Below are 24,742 nucleotides of genomic sequence, written 5' to 3'. Positions count from 1 at the left end.
AACAATAACAATCAAATAAAAAAAATTCTTGAAGCCGACTATCTCCGGTTATATTTATAACATAAATTTAAAGGGGGCAAGCCGTAGGAGTAATTCGCCGTACCTATAATTATCGGTATAATTTGGGCCTCCCCGACCTAAAATCGAAATTTTTTATTTCCCTCACCCGGAACTGTAAAAAAAAAGCAGTTCCGACCTCTCCAAAAGTAAAGGTGAAGCGGAAACCCGAGGCAGAGCCGTCGGAGAATTTAAAGATCAAAACTGGAAATTAATACAAAAAGATTGACTGGTGGGCATATCAAATAAAAAAGCCTCTCGTTGGGGAGAGGCTTTTAAGAAGAGCCGATGGAGGGACTCGAACCCACGACCTGCTGATTACAAATCAGCTGCTCTAGCCAGCTGAGCTACATCGGCAACTTATTTATTAAAGTGCGTTCAGTTTTTCTATCAAAGCTTTTGCTTTGGTTTCCAGATCTGCCTGAACTTCCTTAAAATGCTTTTGTTTATTCTCTACATCTCGACGATTGATCTTAGTGATCAATTCATCATATTCTTTAATAGCCTCATCCACAATTGCCTCAGATTTCTCCGGGTTTTCTTTTGGATTGGCCATTTGGTGAATATAGGCAGCATCAATGATGTCTCCCATTACATAATTCACATCTTTTTTAAGTAACCTTTTACTTGCCATTATCAATAAATTTCGGCTGCGAATTTAAACTATTTTTCGAAACGAAAATAGATTTCGATAAAATTTAATTTTGACACTTTTTCAATATCGCTATAGCTTCGGGCATATGTCTTTTAGCATTCATACTGTTGAATTTATGAAGTAGCTTCCCCTGTTTATCAAATACAAAAGTTTCCCTACCTGGTAAAAGTCCGAGGAGACTAGGTTTTACTCCAAATGCCTCCCGGGCACGCTTATTCCTATCTGAAAGAAATATATACGGCAGCTTAAATGTATCGGCAAATTTAAAATGAGATTTAGCAGAATCGCTACTAATTCCAATAACTTCCGCGCCCAATTCCTGAAATTCTTCATAATGATCCCTAAAACTACAAGCCTCCTTCGTACAGCCGGGAGTAAAATTCTTTGGATAGAAATAAACCACAAAGGCCTTCTTTCCTATTAAATCTTCAAACCTGAAAATTTCAGCATTTTGATCTTTTAATTCCAGCTTTGGAACTTTATCCCCAACGTGCATCATTCTCCTTTATAGCTTACGAAATTCCTCGGGGTTTCATATAATGTTACTTCAAGATCATGACCATCCTGGATTTTATTTCGAAGTTTATTCCAGATTACCACCGCTATATTTTCAGCTGTTGGAATAAGGTCTTTAAACTCCGGCACTTCCACGTTCAGGTTCTTATGGTCCAATGCTTCTTCCACTTCAGCATATATAAGTTCCTTTAATATCTTAAGATCCATTACAAATCCTGTCTTAGGATCTGGTTCACCGGTGACTGAAACAATGAGTTCGTAATTATGACCGTGGTAATGCGGATTACTGCATTTTCCAAAAACTTCAAAATTGCGGTCGTCATCCCATTCTTTGCGAAAAAGACGGTGCGCCGCGTTAAAATGAGCTTTTCTGTGTACGGTGATTCTCATTGCTGGATGTGTGAATAATATTTATCAAAAATGATCTTAAACCATTCAGTATAAATATGTGGATTTTTCTCCATATCCACCTGCAGGTCTTCTAAAGTGACCCATTTCCAGGCCGCCACTTCATCAGGATTGAGATTTGGCTTACCTTCAAAATTACCTACCAGGATATGATCAAATTCATGTTCAGTAAGACCATTATCGAAAGGAGCTTTGTAAATAAAAGAGATCGTATCTTTAAGTTGGGTTGAAAAACCCATTTCTTCCTGAAGCCGACGCTTCCCTGCATCGATATTCGATTCTCCTTCGCGTTGGTGACTGCAACAGGTATTCGTCCATAAACCTGGAGAATGATACTTTGAAAGTGCCCGTTGCTGGATCATCAACTCATTTTTATCATTAAAAACGAACACAGAAAATGCCCTGTGAAGCAAAGCTTTTTCATGAGCTTCAATCTTTTCCATGAGCCCGATTTGTTCGTCTTTATCGTTGACTAAAATTACTTTTTCCTCTGCCATTTTTTTTATTGAAGCCCAAATGTACAAAAACGGGCATTTTTATCATAAGGAAGCTGATTAAGCAATTCCTAAAGTTTTAGATTTCCGGAATAGATAGCACAATTAATAGAAAGAATAAATTCAGATCTCCTGTTCTTTTCATGAGCAGCTTCAGCACAGGAAATTCCATTTCTACAATTATTCACAAGTTCTGTTTCCCCATATCCCCGTCCTGAAATTCTCGCTTCATCTACCCCTGCATCAATTAAATAACCCTTTGTCACCTTTACCCGGTTCTGGGAAAGCACCAAATTATAAGCATCTTCAGCCCTACTATCGGTATGAGATCTAATGTCTATAAGAAGTTCAGGATATTCTATCATATAAGCTGCAATTTCATCGAGTTGTTCTTCAGCTTCAGGTTTTATTTCAGCTTTATCCAGATCAAAGAGGATAGGATTTAAATTTAATGTTTTTGCCAGGTCATCCCCTACTCTGGCCGCAAAAATCTTATCCCCTTTTAAATTTTGAAATTGAATTATATTCTCTTTCCGCTTAACTTCCGCAGCATAAAAACTCCAGTTAAAAAAAGCGCGGATAGCCGCAATATTATAAGGCTCATCCCCCGAAAAATCATGTGATACCTGATACAACACCAGGCCATTGCGGGGATCATCAAATGCATTTCCATAGACCATAATACAACCGGGGCCATTAGATAAAGATGGGACATCTGGCGCAGAGGGATCTATTATAATCTTTTTGGTCCCTTTGCGCCATACATTCGCTTTCTTGGGATAGAGTATTCGTTCAGAACCATTTATATAAGCTTTATCACTCTCACCTAGATATTGCGACACCGGATCTGCAGGGAATTGATGTGCATAAGGTGGCGTGGCAAAACGGTGCTCATAATAAGGAATTAAACCGGTTGTTCTTGCACCGGCACTTCCTTCTGAAAGGAAATTTAACTGAATTATTTCCTCTTTAGCCCCGGATTTGACTGTACCATAAATATTCTCCAGTTGACTGCCGGCATGGCATCCAGCCCAAATAGCTCCTTTATAAATTTTATTCCAGAAATAAAGGTTTTTATGCGTTTCAAATTTTGGCTCTGCGTGCGGCATTACAAAAATATCGTCACAAATCCCCAATTCGTCTGGCATCTTCCATCGTTTAGAACTGTATCCGCCATGAGCAGTCGCTGGAATTCCGGCAGCTTTAAAAAAAGCCAGGGCAATGCTTCCATTTTGTTTATCTAAGGTCCATTTTGGAGCCAAAGACAAATTTGAGAAAACAGGTAAAGAAACATCTTCTTCCAAATAAGCTCCCAGCACACCTCTTTTTTCCCAGTTCTGAATTGTATTTTGTAAGTCTTCGGTGATATAGGAAACAGGTATCACAAAGGAGCCAGACCTAAAATCCTGATTTTCCAGGCTAAAATCTATTCCATCTTTATTTTTTTCAGGATTGATCACCCATTTAATTTCCACCGGGTAAGTAGATAAAATTTCATATAGCAGGCCATAAGGTTTTAATGCATTGGCCTTTGTTTGAGGAGTGACACCAAGATTGATTGCGTACGAACCCTTTGCTATTACTTCCGAAGAATTTTGAGAATAGAAAAGATTGCTGAAAAACAAATTGACAGCAAGAATAAATAACAACCGTTTTTGCGAGCTAAAAACCATAATTTCTAACAGAATAGGCTCAAATATTCATAGAATTATTATTCAACCTCTAAAGTTACTATTAAATGGCTTAAAAGAGATTCTTTCCGGTTAAAAAGCATAGTTTATAAAAAAGGAATTTCATGAAAATAATAGTATTTTTGCGGCTTCAATAACTGCAGGAATGAAGCATTATCAGAAAGAGATAAATAAAAGAAGGACATTTGGTATTATTTCCCACCCAGATGCGGGTAAAACCACCCTAACGGAAAAGCTTTTACTTTTTGGAGGTGCAATCCAGGAAGCTGGTGCGGTAAAGTCAAACAAGATTAAAAAAGGCGCTACCAGTGACTTTATGGAAATTGAACGCCAGAGAGGAATTTCTGTGGCGACTTCTGTCCTTGCTTTTGAATATCGTGACATAAAGATCAATATCCTGGACACGCCTGGTCACAAGGATTTTGCTGAAGATACTTTTAGAACACTTACCGCTGTAGATAGCGTAATAGTTGTTATTGATGTCGCTAAGGGTGTGGAAGAACAAACTGAAAAACTGGTAGAAGTTTGCAGGATGCGCAACATCCCAATGATTGTTTTCATTAATAAATTAGACCGGGAAGGGAAAGATGCTTTTGAATTACTGGATGAAATTGAACAAAAATTAAATCTTACCGTGACTCCTTTAAGTTTTCCCATAGGGATGGGATACGATTTTAAAGGAATCTATAACATCTGGGAGAAAAATGTAAACCTTTTCACAGGTGACCCGAGAAAAGATATCGAGGAAACAGTAGAAATCAGTGATCTAAAATCTGAAGAACTAGATCAATTGATCGGTGATAAAGCTGCAGATACGCTTCGTGAAGAGTTAGAACTTGCTCAGGGTGTTTATCCTGAATTTGAAAGAGAGGCCTACCTGGAAGGAAGATTGCAACCGGTATTCTTTGGTTCAGCTTTAAACAATTTTGGAGTAAGGGAATTATTAGATTGTTTCATTAAAATCGCCCCGCCACCAAGACCAAAAGAAAGTGATACAAGACTGGTAAAACCCGAAGAAAAGGATTTCACCGGCTTTGTTTTTAAGATCCATGCGAATATGGATCCCAAACATAGGGATAGACTGGCTTTTATAAAAATCGTTTCAGGAAAATTTGAAAGAAATAAAAATTACCTTCATGTTAGAAATAATAAAAACATGAAATTCTCTTCTCCCAATGCCTTTTTTGCTGAAAAGAAAGAGATTGTAGATGTTTCTTATCCAGGAGATATTGTTGGCCTGCACGATACCGGAAATTTTAAAATTGGAGACACTCTTACTGAAGGGGAAAACCTAATGTATAAAGGTATTCCCAGCTTTTCACCAGAACATTTTAGGTATATTAACAATGCCGACCCCATGAAATCCAAACAACTGGAAAAAGGGATCGATCAATTAATGGACGAAGGCGTGGCCCAGTTATTCACCCTGGAGATGAACGGTAGAAAAATAATTGGAACCGTTGGTGCACTGCAGTTTGAGGTTATTCAATACCGATTGGAACATGAGTATGGAGCTAAATGTACTTATGAAAACCTGAATGTACATAAGGCCACCTGGATAGAAGCTGAGGATGAAAAAAGTGAAGAATTCAAGGATTTTAAGCGTGTAAAATCTAAATATCTGGCTAAGGATAAATCGGGACAGCTTGTTTTTCTAGCAGATTCTCAGTTCTCATTGCAGATGACACAACAGAAATACCCATCAATTAAATTCCATTTTACTTCTGAATTTTAAAAAATTTCAGCAATTATTAACGTCACCCTGAACTTGTTTCAGTATCTCAAAAAGACCCTGAAACAAGTTCAGGGTGACTCTATTTTTATCTTCTGCCACAAATGCATGAAGATGGTTTGAACTAAAATTAGTTTGGCAGTCACCTTGAGCGTAGTCTAAATGTAACTTACCTTCTAATTATTATCGAAATCATACTTAGACTCCGTTCAGCATGATTAAAAAACTTTGCTTTAAACGCTATCGAAAAGGCTGGTAAAATTTCCCTATTTTCGAGTCAAAGATTTTCTATGTCCCAAATTGATCAATTCATTGCAGATTTTGCCTCCGTGGTATGGGGGATTCCGTTAGTCATTCTTTTAATTGGAGGCGGAGTTTTTCTATTGATTTATTCTCGTTTTTTACCATTCAGATATCTCGGACATTCTATTGAGGTACTTCGTGGAAAATATAACAATCCTGACGATCCGGGAGATATTAACCATTTTCAGGCTTTAGCTACAGCTCTTTCTTCTACTGTAGGCATGGGAAATATTGCAGGCGTTGCGGTTGCAATCGCTGTTGGGGGGCCGGGAGCAATTTTTTGGTTATGGATTAGCGCTATCGTAGGAATGGCCACTAAATTCTTTACCAATAGCCTGGCCGTGATGTACCGCGGAAAAGATTCTGAAGGTAAGATACAGGGCGGAGTGATGTATTTTATTGTTGAGGGACTTGGCAAAAAGTGGAAGCCTTTAGCGGCTTTTTTCGCCATTGCCGGCCTGGTTGGGGCATTGCCGGTTTTTAATGTAAATCAGCTTACCCAGGCGATCAATTATATTTTATTAGAACCAAATAATATTGAAACGGGGTTCACCAGCAGCCTAATTATCGGTATTGTCCTTACCCTAATCACCACGGTGGTTATTATTGGAGGTCTGGACAGGATTAGTAAAACAGTATCCAAACTGGTTCCTGCTATGGTAGTTTTATATTTTGTTTCGGTTTTGATGATCTTATTTGTGAATTATGAGGTGGTTTTTCATTATTTCGGAATGATATTTACGGACGCATTTGCTGCTAATAATTATAAAGGAGATCCTCTTTTAGGAGGAGTTCTTGGCGGACTCATTCTCTTAGGAATTCGTCGTGGTGCTTTCTCCAATGAAGCCGGTATCGGTACCGCGACCATGGCGCACGGTGCCAGCAAAACCTCTGAACCTATTAGAGAAGGTCTCATAGCGATGCTCGGCCCTGCAATAGATACTTTAATAGTTTGTACCTTAACCGCCATGGCAATCCTGGTTACCGGCGTTTGGCAATCTACAGATGTGAACGGAGTGAGTCTTACCGCTGCGGCTTTTGATCAGGCCATTCCATATGTAGGAAACTATCTATTGCTACTATGTATCCTCGCCTTCAGTATTTCCTCGCTTTTTTCGTATTCTTACTATGGAACTAAATGTCTTTCTTTTTTAATAGGAGCTGAAAACAAGAAGTATTATAACTATGTCTACATACTGAGTATCATTGTAGGAGCAACCACTTCGTTAAGCTTTATTCTGAATTTGATTGATGGTTTTTTTGCCCTTATGGCGATCCCAACCATGATATCAACGCTTATTCTTGCACCAAGGGTAATGAAAGCTGCAAAGATTTATTTTAAGAAGTATACTCCCTGATAAGTGAAAAGTGAATTTGAAAAAAATTATTCAGTTTAAAAAGAGATTTCTCGCTTCGCTCGAAATGACAATCGTAAGTATGTGTCATTTCGAAGGAGAGAAGTGACTGAGAAATCTCTTTTTTTAATAAATCTGTAATAACTGTAACTGCCAACTGTATACTGGACTAAGCCTGCCCTGTAGGACCAAAATTCAACGGCAATGGAGCCTTATCATAATCACGAATCTCGCCATGAGCCTGCTCGAATTTATGAATGTTATCACCTAAAGCTTTTAATAATCTTTTGGCATGTTGTGGAGTTAAAATAATTCTGGATTTAACTTTACTTTTTGGCCTTCCTGGCATGATATTTACAAAATCCACAACAAATTCTGAAACTGAGTGATTGATGATAGCCAGGTTAGAATAGGTTCCTTCAGCAACCGCTTCATCCAGTTCTATATTTATCTTTCCTTTTTGGTTTTTATTTTTTTTGTTGTCTTCCATAATCTATGTTTTATTCGATTTACTATTTAATTACTGAAAATTTATTTGTTAAGCTTATAATATATAAAGTCAGAAACTATAGGATCTATTCCCTTTTTCCTGAATTCCGTGGCGATCTGTCCCCGGTGATAGGTAGAATGATTTATTACATGAAAAATGATATCTCTAACAGAATTTTCATAGCTCTCACCTTTTGTATTTCTATATTTTACAATTCGATCTAAATCCTCATTTTCCAATATGGATAAGGTATCCTGAAAATTTTCATTTTCAGCAGCCTCTAATTGATCTGCTTCCAAATTTTTCCAAATCTCCACTTTCTCTTCCTTCCCTTCTATTCTAACATTCCAGGCTTTGTGAGCATTCAGTGTATGGGATAAAAGCTCAATTGCCCTTTCCGGCACCATAAAATGCAGATCTCCATCATTAAATTTTTTAATGATTTCCAGATTGTAGTAATGTGAATAATTCAGTAATTCCTTAAAATAGTCCTTCATATTCCAAATATCGACATAAATAAAAAAAGGCCCGCAATTGCGGGCCTTTTTTCCAAATATTATCAGGATTTAGTTATAGTTCACTTCCTGTTTTTTCTCAAGCATCTGGTCAAATTCTTCTTTAGAACCAACAATAATGCTATCGTACTTTCTCATACCTGTACCTGCAGGAATTCTATGTCCTACAATTACGTTTTCCTTTAATCCTTCAAGCTGATCGATCTTACCGCTTACCGCAGCCTCGTTCAATACCTTCGTAGTTTCCTGGAAGGAAGCAGCCGAGATAAATGACTTGGTCTGAAGTGAAGCTCTGGTAATACCCTGAAGTACCGGATTAGCCGTTGCAGTGATCACGTCTCTTGCCGTGGCAAGATTCTTATCCTCTCTTCTAAGAATCGAGTTCTCATCTCTAAGATCTCTAGGAGTAATGATTTGTCCAGGTTTAAGTTTTTCAGAATCTCCGGCATCTTCGATAACCTTCATTCCGAATAACTTATTGTTCTCATCGATAAAATCATCTTTATGAACAAGTTGATTTTCAAGGAAGATTGTATCACCCGGATCAACGATTCTTACTTTACGCATCATCTGTCTTACCACAACTTCAAAGTGCTTATCGTTAATCTTCACACCCTGTAAACGGTAAACCTCCTGAACTTCGTTCACAAGATACTGTTGTACAGCGTTTGGCCCTTTAATATTTAGAATATCTTCAGGAGTGATAGAACCATCAGAAAGTGGCATTCCAGCTCTCACGTAGTCATTTTCCTGAACTAGGATCTGGTTAGATAACTTAACCAAGTATTTCTTAACCTCTCCAAGCTTAGATTCTACGATGATCTCACGGTTACCTCTTTTGATTTTTCCGAAGGAAACAACACCATCAATTTCAGACACTACAGCCGGGTTAGATGGGTTACGTGCTTCGAAAAGCTCGGTTACCCTTGGAAGACCACCTGTAATATCCCCTGCTTTAGAAGATTTACGTGGAATCTTAACCAGAATCTTACCAACACCGATCTTTTCAGCATTATCTACCATAAGGTGAGCACCTACCGGAAGGTTATAAGAACGAATTACTTCGTCTTTCTTACCTAAGATATGAAGTGTTGGGATCAATTTCTTGTTACGGGATTCAGAAATTACTTTTTCCTGGAAGCCTGTCTGCTCATCGATCTCAACCTGATAAGTAACACCCTGTTCTACATTTTCGTACTTGATCTTACCGGCAAATTCAGAGATAATCACACCGTTATATGGATCCCAGGTACAAATTACTTCACCTTTCTTCACAGTTGCCCCATCATTAATATTTATCTGAGCACCGTAAGGAATGTTGTTGTTACTTAATACAACACCTGTTTTCTTATCTTTTATCTTAAGTTCAGCAGTACGGGAGATCACGATGTCTGCAGTTCCACCATCAGGGGCTTCGCCTTTAACAACTTTAAGATCTTCGATCTCAGCGATACCGTCAAACCTAGCTTCAAGTTTATTATCTTCAGAAATGTTACCTGCGATACCACCCACGTGGAATGTACGCAGTGTAAGCTGTGTACCAGGCTCACCAATAGACTGTGCAGCTACAACACCAACAGCTTCACCTGTTTGAACGATCTTGTTAGTTGCAAGATTTCTACCGTAACACTTGATACATATCCCTTTCTTTGCCTCACAGGTAAGTGGTGAACGTACTTCAACACCTTCTATTGGCGCAGCTTCGATCTTAGCAACGATCTCTTCAGTTATTTCCTCGTTCGACCTAACAATAAGTTCGTCTGTTGAAGGATTTACTACGTCATGTAGAGAGATACGTCCAAGGATTCTTTCCCCTAATGATTCTACTATTTCTTCGTTCTTTTTAAGTGGCTTAACTTCTACACCTCTCAATGTTCCACAGTCATCTTCATTTACAATCACATCCTGGGAAACATCTACCAGACGACGGGTTAAGTAACCAGCATCGGCAGTTTTAAGTGCGGTATCGGCAAGACCTTTACGAGCACCGTGAGTAGAGATAAAGTATTCGAGGATCGAAAGACCCTCCTTAAAGTTAGAAAGAATCGGGTTTTCGATAATTTCACCTCCACCAGAGTTAGATTTCTTAGGCTTGGCCATCAAACCACGCATACCCGTAAGCTGACGAATCTGCTCTTTCGAACCACGCGCTCCAGAATCAAGCATCATATACACAGAGTTGAATCCTTGCTTGTCTTCTCGAATTCGCTTCATAGCTAATTCAGTAAGACCTGCGTTAGTTGAAGTCCAGATGTCAATTACCTGGTTATAACGTTCGTTATTGGTAATAAGACCCATGTTATAGTTACCAATGATACCTTCAACCTGCTCGTTAGCTTCATCGATCATGGATTGCTTCTCTTCAGGAATGATAATATCACCTAAACTGAAGGAAAGACCACCACGGAATGCGAATCCATACCCAAGTTCCTTAATCTGGTCAAGGAATTCAGAAGTTTCTGGTACACTGGTAATTTTAAGGATCTTACCAATGATCTCACGAAGTGATTTTTTAGTCAATACTTCATTGATATACCCGGCTTTTTCAGGAACAGCTTCATTAAATAAAACTCTACCAACCGTAGTATCCTTAATCATATAAACCAATTCACCTGCCTCGTTGTAATCTTTAGTTCTAATCTTAATTCCTGCGTTAAGATCTACTCTCTTCTGGTTATAAGCTATTACGAGCTCTTCTGCAGAATAGAAAGTAAGTCCTTCACCTTCTACTTTTTCTTCATCTGTAGATTTTTTGTGCTTGGTCATATAATAAAGACCAAGAACCATATCCTGAGAAGGTACAGTAATTGGAGAACCGTTTGCAGGGTTCAAAATATTATGAGAAGCAAGCATTAATAACTGTGCTTCCAGAATAGCTTCTGGCCCAAGTGGTAAGTGAACCGCCATCTGGTCACCATCGAAATCGGCGTTGAATGCAGTACACGCAAGTGGGTGAAGCTGAATTGCCTTACCTTCAATAAGTTTAGGCTGGAATGCCTGGATACCCAGACGGTGAAGCGTAGGAGCACGGTTCAATAATACCGGATGTCCTTTAAGCACATTCTCCAATATATCCCAAACTACAGGTTCTTTCTTATCGATAATCTTTTTAGCAGACTTCACAGTTTTTACAATACCTCTTTCTATCAGTTTTCTGATGATAAAAGGCTTGTAAAGCTCGGCTGCCATATTCTTCGGAAGACCACATTCGAACATTTTCAATTCTGGTCCTACAACGATTACCGAACGTGCTGAATAATCTACACGCTTACCAAGTAAGTTCTGACGGAAACGTCCCTGTTTACCTTTCAATGAATCTGAAAGTGATTTAAGAGGACGGTTTGAGTCAGTTTTTACTGCTGATGATTTTCTTGTATTATCGAATAATGAATCTACAGATTCCTGAAGCATACGTTTTTCATTACGTAAAATTACTTCAGGAGCTTTGATCTCCATTAATCTCTTAAGACGGTTGTTACGAATAATTACACGACGGTAAAGATCGTTCAAGTCTGAAGTCGCGAAACGACCACCATCAAGAGGCACCAAAGGTCTAAGTTCCGGTGGAATAACCGGTACTACCTTCATGATCATCCACTCAGGATTGTTCTCACGATTTTTGTTTGCATCACGAAGTGCTTCCACAACCTGAAGTCTCTTAAGAGCCTCCGTTTTACGTTGCTTGGAAGTTTCGTTATTTGCTTTATGTCTCAATTCATAAGAAAGCTCATCAAGATCTATTCTCTTAAGAATTTCGATAAGACATTCAGCTCCCATCTTAGCGATAAACTTGTTTGGGTCGCTGTCGTCTAAATATTGATTTTCCTGCGGAAGTTCATCTAAAATATTCAGATACTCTTCTTCAGTCAAGAAATCCATTTTCTTTAATGGTTCCCCTTCTTCATTCTTCGCGTTACCCGGCTGGATCACTACATATCTTTCGTAGTAGATGATCATGTCAAGTTTTTTCGAAGGAAGACCTAGCAAATAACCAATTTTGTTAGGCAAAGAACGGAAATACCAGATATGAGCTACAGGTACAACAAGGTTGATGTGACCAACACGATCTCTACGCACCTTCTTCTCTGTAACTTCTACACCACAACGATCACAAACGATCCCTTTGTAACGAATTCTTTTATATTTTCCGCAGGCACACTCATAATCCTTTACAGGACCAAAAATACGCTCACAGAACAATCCGTCACGCTCTGGTTTGTGCGTACGGTAATTGATCGTTTCAGGTTTAAGAACTTCACCACGAGATTCCGCGAGGATAGACTCTGGAGAAGCTAAACCTATAGAGATCTGGTTGAACCTCTGTACTGTATTTTTATCATTATTTCTAGCCATACTTATAGTATTCAGTATTGAGTGTTCAGTAAACAGTCACTGGGAACTGCTTACTGAATACTTCAAACTATTTTTTATTCTTCAAGTTTTATATCCAATCCAAGACCTTTCAATTCGTGCATAAGTACGTTGAAAGATTCCGGCAATCCTGGTTCTGGCATTGGCTCACCTTTAACAATAGCCTCGTAAGTTTTAGCTCTACCGATAACGTCATCAGACTTCACCGTTAGAATTTCCCTTAGGGTACTGGATGCTCCGTAAGCTTCAAGAGCCCAAACCTCCATCTCTCCAAATCTTTGACCACCAAATTGTGCCTTACCACCAAGCGGCTGCTGAGTAATAAGTGAGTATGGTCCAATAGATCTGGCGTGCATCTTATCGTCGATCATGTGACCTAATTTCAGCATGTAGATAACACCAACAGTTGCACGTTGGTCAAATCTCATTCCTGTTCCACCATCATAAAGATAAGTATGACCGTATCTTGGAATACCTGCTTTATCTGTAAGATCATTGATCTCATCGATTGTTGCACCGTCAAAAATCGGAGTCGCATATTTGGTTCCGTTTTTCTGTCCAGCCCAACCAAGCACAGTTTCGTAGATCTGACCGATGTTCATACGTGATGGTACCCCAAGTGGATTCAACACGATATCTACCGGGGTTCCGTCTTCAAGGAATGGCATATCTTCCTGACGAACGATTCTTGCAACAATACCTTTGTTACCGTGACGTCCTGCCATCTTATCACCAACTTTAAGCTTACGCTTCTTAGCGATGTAAACTTTAGCCAGTTTAAGAATTCCTGATGGAAGTTCATCTCCTACAGAAATGGTAAATTTCTCTCTTCTTAAGTTACCCTGAAGATCGTTTTCCTTGATTTTATAATTATGTATAAGATCTGCTACAAGGGCATTAAGATGATCGTCTGTAGTCCAGGTACCACTGGTCAAGTGAGTATAATCATCTACAGCGTTCAGCATCTTAAGGGTGTACTTTTTACCTTTAGGCATTACTTCTTCACCAAGATCATTCTGTACTCCCTGAGCAGTTTTTCCACCTATGATAGCGAATAATTTCTCAACCAGTTCAGCCTTAAGATTAGCGAATTTAGCATCGTACTTTTTCTCTAATGCTGCAACATCTTCTTTATCCTGAGCTCTCTTACGTTTATCTTTAATTGCTCTTGCGAACAACTTCTTATTGATAACAACACCACTTAATGATGGAGAAGCTTTTAAAGAAGCATCTTTTACATCACCTGCTTTGTCACCAAAGATCGCACGTAAAAGTTTTTCTTCCGGAGTTGGATCGCTTTCTCCCTTAGGAGTGATCTTCCCGATAAGGATATCACCAGGCTTAACTTCAGCACCAACTCTAATCATTCCATGCTCATCAAGGTCTTTAGTAGCCTCTTCTGAAACGTTAGGAATATCATTCGTCAATTCTTCGTTTCCTAGCTTTGTATCTCTAACTTCAAGAGAATACTCATCTATATGGATAGAGGTGAAAATATCATCTCTAACCACTTTTTCTGAAATCACGATCGCATCCTCAAAGTTGTAACCATTCCAGGGCATAAAGGCAACTTTCATGTTTCTACCTAAGGCAAGTTCACCAGCTTCGGTAGCATAACCCTGACAAAGCACCTGTCCTTTAGTAACTCTGTCCCCAACACTTACGATTGGCTTCAGGTTGATACAGGTTCCCTGGTTCGTCTTACGGAATTTGATAAGGTTGTAAGATTTTGAATCATCATCAAAACTTACCATTCTTTCCTCATCGGTACGATCGTACTTAATTACAATCTTATTAGCGTCTACATATTCTACTTCTCCCTCTCCTTCAGCATTAATCAATACTCTAGAATCTGTAGCTACCTGTCTTTCAAGCCCAGTTCCAACGATAGGAGAATCTGTTCTCAAAAGTGGTACTGCCTGACGCATCATGTTTGATCCCATCAGTGCACGGTTGGCATCATCATGTTCCAGAAATGGAATTAATGAAGCCGAAATAGATGAGATCTGGTTTGGAGCAACGTCGGTATAATGAACCTCTTTGGGATCCACTACCGGGAAGTCACCTTCCATACGCGCAATTACACGATCTGTATCTATAGTGCCATCATCTTTTAATGGAATGTTCGCCTGAGCAATCTTTTTACCTTCTTCCTCTTCAGCACTGAGATAAATAGGCTCTTCAGAAGAATTGATCTTACCATCGGTTACACTTCTATACGGGGTTTCGATGAATCCCATTCCATTTACTTTAGCATAAACAGAAAGTGAAGAAATAAGACCAATGTTCGGACCTTCAGGAGTTTCAATCGGGCAAAGTCTTCCGTAGTGAGTATAGTGAACATCACGTACCTCGAAACCTGCTCTTTCTCTTGACAGACCACCTGGTCCTAATGCCGAAAGTCTACGCTTATGCGTGATCTCTGCAAGAGGATTGGTCTGGTCCATGAACTGAGATAACTGGTTTGTTCCGAAGAACGAATTGATCACAGAAGACAATGTCTTCGCGTTGATCAAATCTATAGGAGTAAACACTTCGTTATCACGAACGTTCATTCTCTCACGGATGGTTCTTGCCATACGGGCAAGACCAACACCAAACTGCTGAGATAACTGCTCACCTACAGTTCTAACACGACGGTTAGATAAGTGATCAATATCATCAATCTCAGCTTTAGAGTTGATAAGCTCGATAAGATATTTAACAATGGTAATAATATCTAATTTGGTAAGCACCTGCTTATCCATTTCAACATCAAGACCAAGCTTTTTATTCATTCTATATCTACCAACTTCTCCAAGGCTGTATCGCTGATCTGAAAAGAAAAGCTTATCGATGATTCCACGAGCAGTTTCCTCATCTGGCGGTTCAGCATTACGAAGCTGACGATAGATATGTTCTACCGCTTCTTTTTCAGAGTTGGTAGGATCTTTTTGTAATGTATTGTGAATGATCGCATAGTCACCAGTCTGGTTATCCTCTTTATGAAGAAGGATAGTTTTAGATCCAGTTTCAAGGATTTCTTCTATGTGATCTTTTTCTAGTTCTGTATCACGGTCCAGAACGATTTCGTTACGCTCAATAGAAACAACTTCTCCGGTATCTTCATCTACGAAATCTTCATACCATGTATTAAGTACCCTTGCCGCAAGTTTACGACCAAGGTATTTTTTAAGTCCTGTCTTAGATACCTTTACTTCTTCCGCAAGGTCAAATATTTCCAGGATATCCTTATCACGCTCAAATCCAATAGCACGGAAAAGCGTGGTTACAGGTAATTTTTTCTTACGATCGATATAAGCGTACATTACGCTGTTAATATCGGTAGCAAATTCAATCCATGAACCTTTGAAAGGAATTACACGGGCAGAATAAAGTTTTGTTCCATTTGCATGGAAAGACTGTCCAAAGAAAACCCCAGGTGAACGGTGTAGCTGAGAAACTACTACACGCTCGGCACCGTTGATGCAGAAAGTTCCGCTAGGTGTCATATAAGGGATGGTTCCCAGGTATACGTCCTGTACGATGGTTTCAAAATCTTCGTGTTCAGGGTCGGTACAGTATAACTTAAGTCTTGCCTTAAGTGGTACACTGTAGGTCAATCCACGCTCAATACATTCCTGAATGGAATATCTCGGCGGGTCCACAAAATAATCTAAAAATTCTAGTACAAATTGATTACGGGTGTCCGTAATGGGGAAGTTTTCTAGGAAGGTGTTGTAAAGACCTTCATTTCCCCGCTCTTCTGATTTTGTCTCTAATTGAAAGAAGTCCTGAAAAGACTTAATCTGCAGATCCAGAAAGTCCGGATAAGCAGGCTTATTCTTAACAGAAGAGAAACTCAATCTTTCAGTTTGCTTTGCTAACATCAATGGACGGGATTATAATTTATATAAAAAATACTGCGCTTTTTAAACGTTGAGTTCTATATACGCAAAATGGTTTAGACCTCCAGGAGTAATTCCTGAGGTCTAAACCTAAATAATATTGCTTGTGTTAAGCTTATTTAAGCTCAACCTCGGCTCCTGCTTCTTCTAATTGCTTTTTAAGAGCTTCTGCTTCGTCTTTAGCTACTCCTTCTTTTACTGGTTTTGGAGCATTGTCTACTAATTCTTTAGCATCTTTAAGACCTAATCCTGTAAGTTCTTTTACAAGTTTAACTACAGCTAATTTAGATCCTCCTGGAGCAGTAAGAACAACATCAAATTCTGTTTGCTCTTCAGCTTCTTCACCACCAGCGGCAGCACCACCAGCAACAGCTACTGCAGCAGCAGCAGGCTCGATACCATATTCTTCTTTTAAAATATCAGCTAATTCGTTTACTTCTTTTACAGTAAGATTAACTAATTGTTCTGCGAAATCTTTTAAATCTGCCATTTTCTATCGTTTTTAAAAAGTTCTTTAATTTATAATTGTTAAAAAGTGCGTACTATATTATCCCTCTTTTTCTGAAAGGGTCTTAAGGATTCCTGCAATCTTTCCTCCACCTGATTTAAGTGCGGAAACAACATTCTTAGCAGGAGATTGAAGCAATCCAATGATATCCCCGATAACTTCTTCTTTAGACTTGATATTAACAAGTGTATCAAGATAGTCATCACCTACATAAATAGCTTCTTCTACAAAAGCTCCTTTAAGTAAAGGCTTCTCAGATTTCTTTCTAAATTCCTTAATTACTTTCGCCGGAGCGTTTCCAGTTTCAGAAAGCATGATTGAGGTATTGCCTTTTAAAACTGTTGGAAGGTCGCCGAAATCTTTTTCAGCTGCTTCCATAGCTTTTGCAAGCAATGTATTCTTAACTACCGATAACTTTACATCAGCTTTAAAACAAGCTCTACGTAAGTTAGAAGTGCTTCCAGCATCAAGGCCAGAAATGTCAGCCAAATAGATAGTTTGAAATCCGGCTAACTGGGCAGTTAAATCTTCTATAACTTGTGATTTTTCTTCTCTTGTCATAATCTTAAATTATTGCTCAGTAAACCTTTTAGTATCTATTGCTACACTCGGGCTCATAGTAGTGGTCATATAAATACTCTTAATATAAACACCCTTAGCTGCCTGAGGCTTCAATTTTACCAGCGTAGTTAATAATTCTTTCGCGTTACCTGCAATTTTCTCAGCATCGAAAGATGCTTTTCCAACTGCTGCGTGCACGATACCAGTTTTGTCAACCTTAAAATCGATCTTACCAGCTTTCACATCTGAAACCGCTTTAGCGATATCCATAGTTACTGTACCGGTTTTAGGGTTTGGCATCAAACCTCTTGGTCCAAGAACACGTCCTAATGGTCCAAGTTTTCCCATTACGCTTGGCATAGTGATGATCACATCAACATCTGTCCAACCGCCTTTGATCTTATCAAGATATTCATCTAATCCAACGTAATCGGCACCAGCTTCTTTAGCTTCTTCTTCCTTATCTGGAGTTACAAGAGCTAAAACTTTAACGTCTTTACCAGTTCCGTGAGGAAGTGTCACCACACCTCTAACCATCTGGTTAGCTTTACGTGGATCTACATTCAAACGAACTGCAAGATCTACTGACGCGTCAAAGTTCTCGTTGGAAACTTCTTTTATCAAAGCTGAAGCTTCGGCAACCGTATAGGTTTTGCCGTTCTCAATCTTAGACTGAGCTTCTTTTTGCTTTTTAGTTAATTTTGCCATTTTCTAATTTCTTTTTGGATTAAAACGGTGCATCACCTTTTACAGTTATTCCCATCGAACGAGCTGTTCCGGCAACCATTTTCATTGCAGACTCTACAGTAAATGCATTAAGATCCTGCATCTTGTCTTCTGCAATCGCCTTAACCTGATCCCAAGAAACACTAGCTACTTTTTTTCTGTTCGGTTCACCAGAACCTTTTTTAGTCTTAGCCGCTTCCATCAATTGTACTGCCGCAGGTGGAGTCTTGATCACAAAATCAAACGACTTATCCTTATAAACAGTAATTGCAACTGGAAGTACCTTTCCTTGCTTATCCTGAGTTCTACCATTGAATTGCTTACAGAATTCCATGATGTTTACTCCGGCAGCACCTAAAGCAGGTCCAACTGGTGGTGATGGGTTAGCAGCACCTCCGCGAACTTGTAGTTTTACAACTTTACTTACTTCTTTTGCCATTTTTCAAATTTTTAAATGATCGTTTGTTGAGTGGAAGCTTAAAAAACAATCAAAAAATATGTAACAGTTATTTTTATACTTTTTCTACCTGCATATAGCTTAATTCCAATGGTGTTTTTCTTCCGAAAATCTTCACCATTACTTCAAGCTTACGCTTTTCTTCATTAATCTTCTCTACTGTACCATTAAATCCATTGAACGGTCCGTCAATAACTTTAATAGTCTCACCAATTGTAAACGGAATTGCTACATTATCAGCTTTAACAGAAAGTTCATCTACCTTCCCAAGCATCCTATTTACCTCAGATTTTCTAAGCGGCACAGGATCTCCTCCTTTTGTTTCACCTAAAAATCCAATTACTCCATTGATTCCTTTAATAATATGAGGTATTTCACCTCCTATATTCGCCTGAATCATTACATAACCTGGAAAATAAACTCGTTCTTTATTTACTTTCTTTCCATTACGTATCTGAATCACTTTTTCTGTAGGAACAAGAACCTGATCTATCGCATCCTGAAGACCTAAATATTCGATCTCTTTCTCAATATAATCTTTTACTTTATTTTCTTGTCCGCTAACGGCACGAACCACATACCACTTTTTATCCTTTGCTTCTGCCATAGCTATCTTAATTATGATTTAACCCATTCGAAGTATTGCTCTATCGCTCCACTAAAAAGCGTATCAACACCCCAAATTGCCAATGAAAAAATAATCGAGAACACAGCCACAAGCACTGTAAGCCTTTGCGCTTCAGTCCAACTTGTCCAGGTAACGTGGTTTCTTAACTCGTTATATGATTCTGATATGTAATTAACAATTCCTGCCATTTTGTAAAAAGATATTTGCACGGGTTGAGAGGCTCCCTTCGACTTCGCTCAGGACAGGCTTCTCGCCTCGTTTAATCAGCACGGGTTGAGAGGCTCGAACTCCCGACACCTGGTTTTGGAGACCAGTGCTCTACCAACTGAGCTAAACCCGTAAATATAAGTGAAGGTATCCCGCGTTCAACGAGATACCTTTTTATATTAAAATAATTCTTAGTCTAGAATTTCAGTTACCTGACCAGCACCTACTGTTCTACCACCTTCACGGATAGCGAAACGAAGCCCCTGGTTCATTGCGATAGGCTGAATTAGCTCTACTGTAATAGTAAGGTTATCACCAGGCATTACCATTTCTACACCTTCAGGAAGGTTAATTGTTCCTGTAACATCAGTTGTACGTACGTAGAACTGAGGACGGTAGTTATTATGGAATGGCGTGTGACGTCCACCTTCTTCTTTTTTAAGGATATAAACCTCAGCTTTAAATTTAGCGTGAGGAGTTACAGATCCAGGCTTAGTAATTACCATACCTCTAGATATCTGAGTTTTTTCAATACCTCTTAGAAGAATACCAACGTTATCTCCAGCTTCACCTCTATCAAGTATCTTACGGAACATCTCAACCCCAGTAATTGTTGAAGTAAGTTTTCCAGCTCCCATACCAATGATCTCTACAGGATCTCCAGTATTAGCAACACCAGTTTCGATACGTCCAGTTGCAACAGTACCACGACCAGTAATAGAAAATACATCTTCGATAGGCATTAAGAAAGGCTTATCAACATCACGCTGAGGCAGCTCGATCCAGGTATCAACCGCTTCCATAAGATCAAGAACAGTCTTAGACCATTTCTCATCACCTTCAAGAGCTCCAAGCGCAGAACCTGAAATTACAGGACCATTATCACCATCATACTCGTAGAAAGAAAGAAGATCTCTTACTTCCATTTCAACTAGTTCAAGAAGTTCCTCATCATCAACAAGGTCAACTTTATTCAAGAATACAACAATTCTTGGAATACCAACCTGACGTCCAAGAAGGATGTGCTCACGAGTTTGAGGCATAGGACCATCAGTCGCAGCAACAACAAGAATAGCACCGTCCATCTGAGCAGCACCAGTTACCATGTTCTTTACGTAATCGGCGTGACCAGGACAATCAACGTGCGCATAGTGACGCTTCTCTGTTGAGTATTCAACGTGAGAAGAGTTAATAGTAATACCTCTTTCTTTTTCTTCTGGAGCGTTGTCAATTTGATCAAACGCACTAGCTTCTGAATATCCAGCATCAGCCATTACTTTAGTAATCGCTGCAGTTAAAGTAGTTTTTCCGTGATCTACGTGTCCAATTGTACCAATATTAAGGTGCGGTTTGGAACGATCGTAAGTTTCCTTTGCCATAATTAATACTTATTTTAATCTTAGTTATATATTAGTGTTCAATTTTATACAAAACTAGAGCCAACGATGGGAATTGAACCCATGACCTCTTCCTTACCAAGGAAACGCTCTACCCCTGAGCTACGTCGGCCAGACAATTGACTGTTTCAAACAGCAATAACCATAAACCTGTTAATGGTTTATGGATAAGATCAGGATTGAGGTAATGATGCCGATATAACCCATTATGGATAATTTTTAAAAACAAAGAAAAAATTTAAGATCTAAACCTTAAGCTCCACTCTGTTTAACAACCGGGGATATCCTGATTCAATTTAACTTAGAGCGGGAGACCGGGTTCGAACCGGCGACATTCAGCTTGGAAGGCTGACGCTCTACCAACTGAGCTACTCCCGCATTACCATTTCAGATTTTCACCTTGAGGATTATCTCGCTTTGCTCGATGATCCTGTTCGGGTGGCCCCGAACACAAATTTTAAACTTACTGTTTTATAAAAGCGAGCTTTTGACAACAGTTTTATTTAAAATTTTTGTGGGGAGAGCAGGATTCGAACCTGCGAAGACGTAGTCAGCAGATTTACAGTCTGCCCTCGTTGGCCGCTTGAGTATCTCCCCAATTTTACCACTATTTCATAGAACCGTAGCTGAAACAGCTAAGCTCCGATGGTTTTTTAACGGCTGCAAATTAAAGCAAATTTAAAGCACCATCCAAAGCATTTTTTAAAATTTAAAAAGAATTTCTTTTAAGGTTTTAAAAATGAATAATTTAAAACTGTAAATTCTTTCAAACTTCGGTAATTTCAAAATTTCAAGAGCCGATGGAGGGACTCGAACCCACGACCTGCTGATTACAAATCAGCTGCTCTAGCCAGCTGAGCTACATCGGCCTTTTATGCTACTTTTTCAGCATAAAAAAGTCCGCTATTTCTAACGGACTGCAAATGTATATAAATTATTCCTTTATCAAAAAATAATTCTAAAAAAAATTAGCTAAACATGCGCACTCATTTTTTCCTTCTTTTTAATTAGCTGTCTTTGAAGAGAGCTAACACATTCATCCACGCAGGCTTCAAATTTATTGCAGGTTTTTTTAACCATTATATCTCCGCCAGGTACGCTCAGTAATATTTCGGTAACCTTATTATCTTTTCCACTTTTATTTTGAACTTTAAAATAAACATCGGCATGAATAATCTTGTCAAAATAGGTGTCGAGCTTATCCAGTTTTTTTTGAGTGAAGTCAATTAGTTTTTGATCGGCATTGAAGTTCACAGACTGCAGATTCATTTTCATATCCTCTAGAATTTAATTAAACAAAGAGATTTAGTTAACTCTTATTGTTCCGGGGGTGAGCATTTTTATGTATTTTGCTCAATTCGGCAATGCTGTTGTGAGTGTAGACCTGAGTCGCTGCCAGACTGGAGTGACCCAACAATTCTTTAACCGCATTTAAATTGGCACCCTGGTTCAATAAATGAGTGGCAAACGAATGCCGCAGGATATGCGGACTTTTTTTTAGTTTACCAGACACTTCACTAAAATAATTATTTATAAGCCTATAAACAAAACTTTCATAGATTTTATCTCCCCGGGATGTTAAAAAAAGATAATCTGAATCTGGCAAATCTCTGGTATCACTTCTGAACCTTAAGTATTTCTCGGCAGTTTTATTTACAGAAGCTATTAAAGGAATATATCTTTCTTTATTTCTCTTACCCAAAACCTTTAGCACTCCATTTTCCAGATCAAGATCTGAAAGCTTAATATTTATCAATTCGATGCGTCTAATTCCGGTCGAATAGAACAGTTCTACGATAAAACGGTCCCTTACTCCCTCAAAAGTAGAATCATCTATTCGTTCCAGAACTTTTACAACCTCCTCTTCGGAAAAAGGAATTTGAATTTTTTTAGGTGTTTTTAGTGCTTTGTGTTTTGAAAGCGGAGAAGTGGCTATTTGCTCCGTTTTTAACAGAAACCGATAATAGGCTTTTAAGGAGGAAATTTTTCGATTGATCGTTCTATTGGAAATCCCAGCCTCAGAGAGCTCCACGATCCATCGACGTATTTGAGGGTAATTAACATCCTCAATTTCCTTATCGCCAAAAGTATTTTCTATGAATTTCCGAAATTCTAAAAGATCTGCTTCATATGCTGTAATAGTATGAATAGAATATTTCTTTTCTAACTGCAGGTAATCGAGAAAGGAAGAAAAGGGCATAAAAAAACTGTTGGCACACAAAGTTAACAAACTTTAGAATACCAACAGTTCTTTATATTGCCGCTGATTTTACAATTACCAAATATCTATTTACTAGATATCTTCTGCGTCTCTCAAATGCTGGATATATTCAGCTTTTTGAATCTGAGCTCTACGTTCAACAGATGGCTTAGTAAAATGCTGACGATCTCTTAACTGGCGCATAGTTCCTGTCTTATCGAACTTTCGCTTAAAACGCTTAAGAGCTCTATCTATATTTTCTCCGTCTTTAACTGGTATAATTAACATAGTGTCATAACCTCCTCTCTTTTGGAATCGGTTGCAAAGATAGTGCATTTATATAAATTGCCAATATTTTTATTATTTATTTCCGTCGTTTACAGGTTTAATAATTAATAAGTTCCAGCTATTCTGTAAATTAGAAAACTATAATTCAATTATAATGATAATGAGATATTCTATTAAAATTCTGATGTCGCTGCTTTTGATGAATCATTCCCTTTTCGCATTTCAGGATATGGAAGATATACAGATTGAGATCGTCCCGGTAAATCAAAACGTTTATATGCTTAAAGGTGCAGGCGGAAATATAGGTGTCCTAACGGGCGAGGACGGTATCTTTATGATAGACGATCAGTTTGCGGCTTTAAGTGAAAAAATAAAGGCCAAATTAATAACATTGAGCAACCAGCCTCTGAAATATCTTGTAAACACGCATCATCATGGAGACCATACCGGAGGAAATGCCAATTTTCAGGAAGATGGAACTTTGATCTTAGCTCACGAGAATGTAAGAAAAAGACTGATAGCAGATTCAACTAAAATGAAAGGTCTTCCCATCTTAACCTTTAATGACCAAATAAACCTTCATATCAATGGAAATGATATTGTGGTTGCTCACGTTCATAATGCTCATACAGACGGCGATGCTTTGATATATTTTCCACAGAGCAATGTCCTTCATACAGGCGACACTTTTTTTAATGGAATGTTCCCATATATAGACCTTAAAAGTGGAGGAAGTGTAGATGGTGATATTATCGCAGCAAAGACCGGTCTTTCATTAATTAATGAAAATACGAAGATCATTCCGGGACATGGAAATATAGCGACCAGGTCTGATTATGCGGCCTATTTAAACATGCTTGAAACTATACGGAATAATGTAATCGCCGCTATTAAAAAAGGCAAATCGGAAACTGAAATCGTAGAAAATGAATCTATCACAAATACTTTCTTTACTGATGAGGAAGCAAGTAATTTCTTCATTAACGGGAAGAAAATAAGAAAGACCTTTTATGATAGCTTAAAAAAATAACCCCAGGCCACACCTGAGGTTATTTTCAGTAAATTTATTTATCAGGCTCTATTTGGCAGCCGGTTTATACTCCTTTTTATGAGCCGCTGGCTTATATTCTTTTTTATCGATCACCATTTTAACGAATCGGAAAACGATTTTCACCAAAATTCCTACTGAGCCGCTGGCTTATATTCTTTTTTATCGATCACCATTTTGGCGAATCGGAAAGCGATTTTCACCAAAATTCCTACTGAGCCGCTGGCTTATATTCTTTTTTATCGATC

Annotated in this window: 22 protein-coding genes and 6 tRNA genes; 3 read left to right on the top strand and 25 right to left on the bottom strand. The window is 38.5% G+C overall.

Annotated elements, in window-relative coordinates:
* Positions 1-340: 340 nt before the first annotated feature.
* From Q1K34_RS14950 to Q1K34_RS14925, 6 genes are all read right to left on the bottom strand, one after another.
* Positions 341-414: transfer RNA gene (locus Q1K34_RS14950), tRNA-Thr, on the bottom strand.
* A gap of 10 nt (positions 415-424) precedes the next feature.
* Positions 425-691, bottom strand: coding sequence for a hypothetical protein (locus tag Q1K34_RS14945; RefSeq protein ID WP_300440582.1), 267 nt, complete (start codon positions 689-691; stop codon positions 425-427).
* Positions 692-755: 64 nt separating this feature from the next.
* The gene (locus Q1K34_RS14940) at positions 756-1,208 is read right to left on the bottom strand and encodes a peroxiredoxin (protein ID WP_300440586.1); all 453 of its coding nucleotides are present in this window, start codon (positions 1,206-1,208) and stop codon (positions 756-758) included.
* On the bottom strand, positions 1,208-1,618 hold the full coding sequence (locus Q1K34_RS14935; protein ID WP_300440579.1) for a 6-carboxytetrahydropterin synthase: 411 nt from the start codon (positions 1,616-1,618) through the stop codon (positions 1,208-1,210). Before Q1K34_RS14935 ends, Q1K34_RS14940 begins: the two co-directional genes overlap by 1 nt.
* Positions 1,615-2,133: an isopentenyl-diphosphate Delta-isomerase gene (gene idi / locus Q1K34_RS14930; protein ID WP_300440576.1), complete on the bottom strand. Its 519-nt coding sequence runs from the start codon at positions 2,131-2,133 to the stop codon at positions 1,615-1,617. The genes Q1K34_RS14935 and idi overlap by 4 nt, the downstream gene beginning before the upstream one ends.
* A gap of 68 nt (positions 2,134-2,201) precedes the next feature.
* Complete coding sequence (locus Q1K34_RS14925) at positions 2,202-3,803, bottom strand: OmpA family protein (protein ID WP_300440573.1); 1,602 nt, start codon at positions 3,801-3,803, stop codon at positions 2,202-2,204.
* A gap of 163 nt (positions 3,804-3,966) precedes the next feature.
* Here Q1K34_RS14925 and Q1K34_RS14920 point away from each other — a divergent pair, with 163 nt between their 5' ends.
* Both Q1K34_RS14920 and Q1K34_RS14915 read left to right on the top strand, forming a co-directional pair.
* The gene (locus tag Q1K34_RS14920) at positions 3,967-5,556 is read left to right on the top strand and encodes a peptide chain release factor 3 (RefSeq protein WP_300440570.1); all 1,590 of its coding nucleotides are present in this window, start codon (positions 3,967-3,969) and stop codon (positions 5,554-5,556) included.
* Positions 5,557-5,843: 287 nt separating this feature from the next.
* Entirely contained in the window at positions 5,844-7,214 is a 1,371-nt protein-coding gene (locus Q1K34_RS14915) for an amino acid carrier protein (protein ID WP_300440567.1), read from the top strand.
* A gap of 166 nt (positions 7,215-7,380) precedes the next feature.
* On the opposite strand, the gene Q1K34_RS14910 is transcribed toward Q1K34_RS14915, so the two are convergent.
* From Q1K34_RS14910 to rpsU, 19 genes are all read right to left on the bottom strand, one after another.
* Positions 7,381-7,701, bottom strand: a complete 321-nt coding sequence (locus tag Q1K34_RS14910) for a DUF3467 domain-containing protein (RefSeq protein WP_300440565.1) — start codon at positions 7,699-7,701, stop codon at positions 7,381-7,383.
* 41 nt (positions 7,702-7,742) lie between these two features.
* A complete protein-coding gene (locus Q1K34_RS14905) occupies positions 7,743-8,198 on the bottom strand; it encodes a DinB family protein (protein WP_300440563.1) in 456 nt (151 codons plus the stop codon).
* A 69-nt stretch (positions 8,199-8,267) separates the two neighbouring features.
* Positions 8,268-12,569 carry a DNA-directed RNA polymerase subunit beta' gene (rpoC, locus tag Q1K34_RS14900; protein ID WP_300440560.1) on the bottom strand — a complete coding sequence of 1,434 codons (4,302 nt, stop codon included), beginning with the start codon at positions 12,567-12,569 and terminating at the stop codon, positions 8,268-8,270.
* A 74-nt stretch (positions 12,570-12,643) separates the two neighbouring features.
* Complete coding sequence (gene rpoB, locus Q1K34_RS14895; protein ID WP_300440558.1) at positions 12,644-16,456, bottom strand: DNA-directed RNA polymerase subunit beta; 3,813 nt, start codon at positions 16,454-16,456, stop codon at positions 12,644-12,646.
* A gap of 133 nt (positions 16,457-16,589) precedes the next feature.
* Complete coding sequence (gene rplL / locus Q1K34_RS14890) at positions 16,590-16,964, bottom strand: 50S ribosomal protein L7/L12 (RefSeq protein WP_300440555.1); 375 nt, start codon at positions 16,962-16,964, stop codon at positions 16,590-16,592.
* A gap of 57 nt (positions 16,965-17,021) precedes the next feature.
* Entirely contained in the window at positions 17,022-17,543 is a 522-nt protein-coding gene (rplJ, locus tag Q1K34_RS14885; protein WP_300440552.1) for a 50S ribosomal protein L10, read from the bottom strand.
* 9 nt (positions 17,544-17,552) lie between these two features.
* Positions 17,553-18,251, bottom strand: a complete 699-nt coding sequence (rplA, locus tag Q1K34_RS14880; protein ID WP_026933826.1) for a 50S ribosomal protein L1 — start codon at positions 18,249-18,251, stop codon at positions 17,553-17,555.
* Positions 18,252-18,270: 19 nt separating this feature from the next.
* Positions 18,271-18,708, bottom strand: coding sequence for a 50S ribosomal protein L11 (gene rplK / locus Q1K34_RS14875; RefSeq protein WP_011710241.1), 438 nt, complete (start codon positions 18,706-18,708; stop codon positions 18,271-18,273).
* A 73-nt stretch (positions 18,709-18,781) separates the two neighbouring features.
* On the bottom strand, positions 18,782-19,333 hold the full coding sequence (nusG, locus tag Q1K34_RS14870; protein ID WP_089664049.1) for a transcription termination/antitermination protein NusG: 552 nt from the start codon (positions 19,331-19,333) through the stop codon (positions 18,782-18,784).
* Positions 19,334-19,344: 11 nt separating this feature from the next.
* Positions 19,345-19,542, bottom strand: coding sequence for a preprotein translocase subunit SecE (gene secE / locus Q1K34_RS14865; RefSeq protein WP_026933824.1), 198 nt, complete (start codon positions 19,540-19,542; stop codon positions 19,345-19,347).
* 79 nt (positions 19,543-19,621) lie between these two features.
* Positions 19,622-19,694 (bottom strand) — tRNA-Trp (locus Q1K34_RS14860).
* 58 nt (positions 19,695-19,752) lie between these two features.
* A complete protein-coding gene (gene tuf, locus Q1K34_RS14855; RefSeq protein WP_300440537.1) occupies positions 19,753-20,940 on the bottom strand; it encodes an elongation factor Tu in 1,188 nt (395 codons plus the stop codon).
* Positions 20,941-20,998: 58 nt separating this feature from the next.
* Positions 20,999-21,070: transfer RNA gene (locus Q1K34_RS14850), tRNA-Thr, on the bottom strand.
* A 193-nt stretch (positions 21,071-21,263) separates the two neighbouring features.
* Positions 21,264-21,336: transfer RNA gene (locus Q1K34_RS14845), tRNA-Gly, on the bottom strand.
* A 137-nt stretch (positions 21,337-21,473) separates the two neighbouring features.
* Positions 21,474-21,555: transfer RNA gene (locus Q1K34_RS14840), tRNA-Tyr, on the bottom strand.
* A 198-nt stretch (positions 21,556-21,753) separates the two neighbouring features.
* Positions 21,754-21,827 (bottom strand) — tRNA-Thr (locus Q1K34_RS14835).
* A 103-nt stretch (positions 21,828-21,930) separates the two neighbouring features.
* Positions 21,931-22,233 carry a ribosome-associated translation inhibitor RaiA gene (raiA, locus tag Q1K34_RS14830; RefSeq protein ID WP_300440534.1) on the bottom strand — a complete coding sequence of 101 codons (303 nt, stop codon included), beginning with the start codon at positions 22,231-22,233 and terminating at the stop codon, positions 21,931-21,933.
* 34 nt (positions 22,234-22,267) lie between these two features.
* Positions 22,268-23,158 carry a tyrosine-type recombinase/integrase gene (locus tag Q1K34_RS14825; protein WP_300440532.1) on the bottom strand — a complete coding sequence of 297 codons (891 nt, stop codon included), beginning with the start codon at positions 23,156-23,158 and terminating at the stop codon, positions 22,268-22,270.
* Between the two features lie 93 nt (positions 23,159-23,251).
* Positions 23,252-23,446, bottom strand: coding sequence for a 30S ribosomal protein S21 (rpsU, locus tag Q1K34_RS14820; RefSeq protein ID WP_026933820.1), 195 nt, complete (start codon positions 23,444-23,446; stop codon positions 23,252-23,254).
* A gap of 160 nt (positions 23,447-23,606) precedes the next feature.
* On the opposite strand from rpsU, the gene Q1K34_RS14815 reads away from it, so the two are divergent.
* Positions 23,607-24,476, top strand: a complete 870-nt coding sequence (locus tag Q1K34_RS14815) for an MBL fold metallo-hydrolase (protein WP_300440529.1) — start codon at positions 23,607-23,609, stop codon at positions 24,474-24,476.
* Positions 24,477-24,742 lie beyond the last annotated feature (266 nt).

It is taken from the genome of Christiangramia sp. (assembly GCF_029937855.1).
In the GTDB taxonomy this organism is placed as follows: Bacteria; Bacteroidota; Bacteroidia; order Flavobacteriales; family Flavobacteriaceae; genus Christiangramia.
The sequence above is the reverse complement of the archived record's forward strand: the minus strand, read 5'-3'. Positions and strand labels throughout refer to the sequence as shown.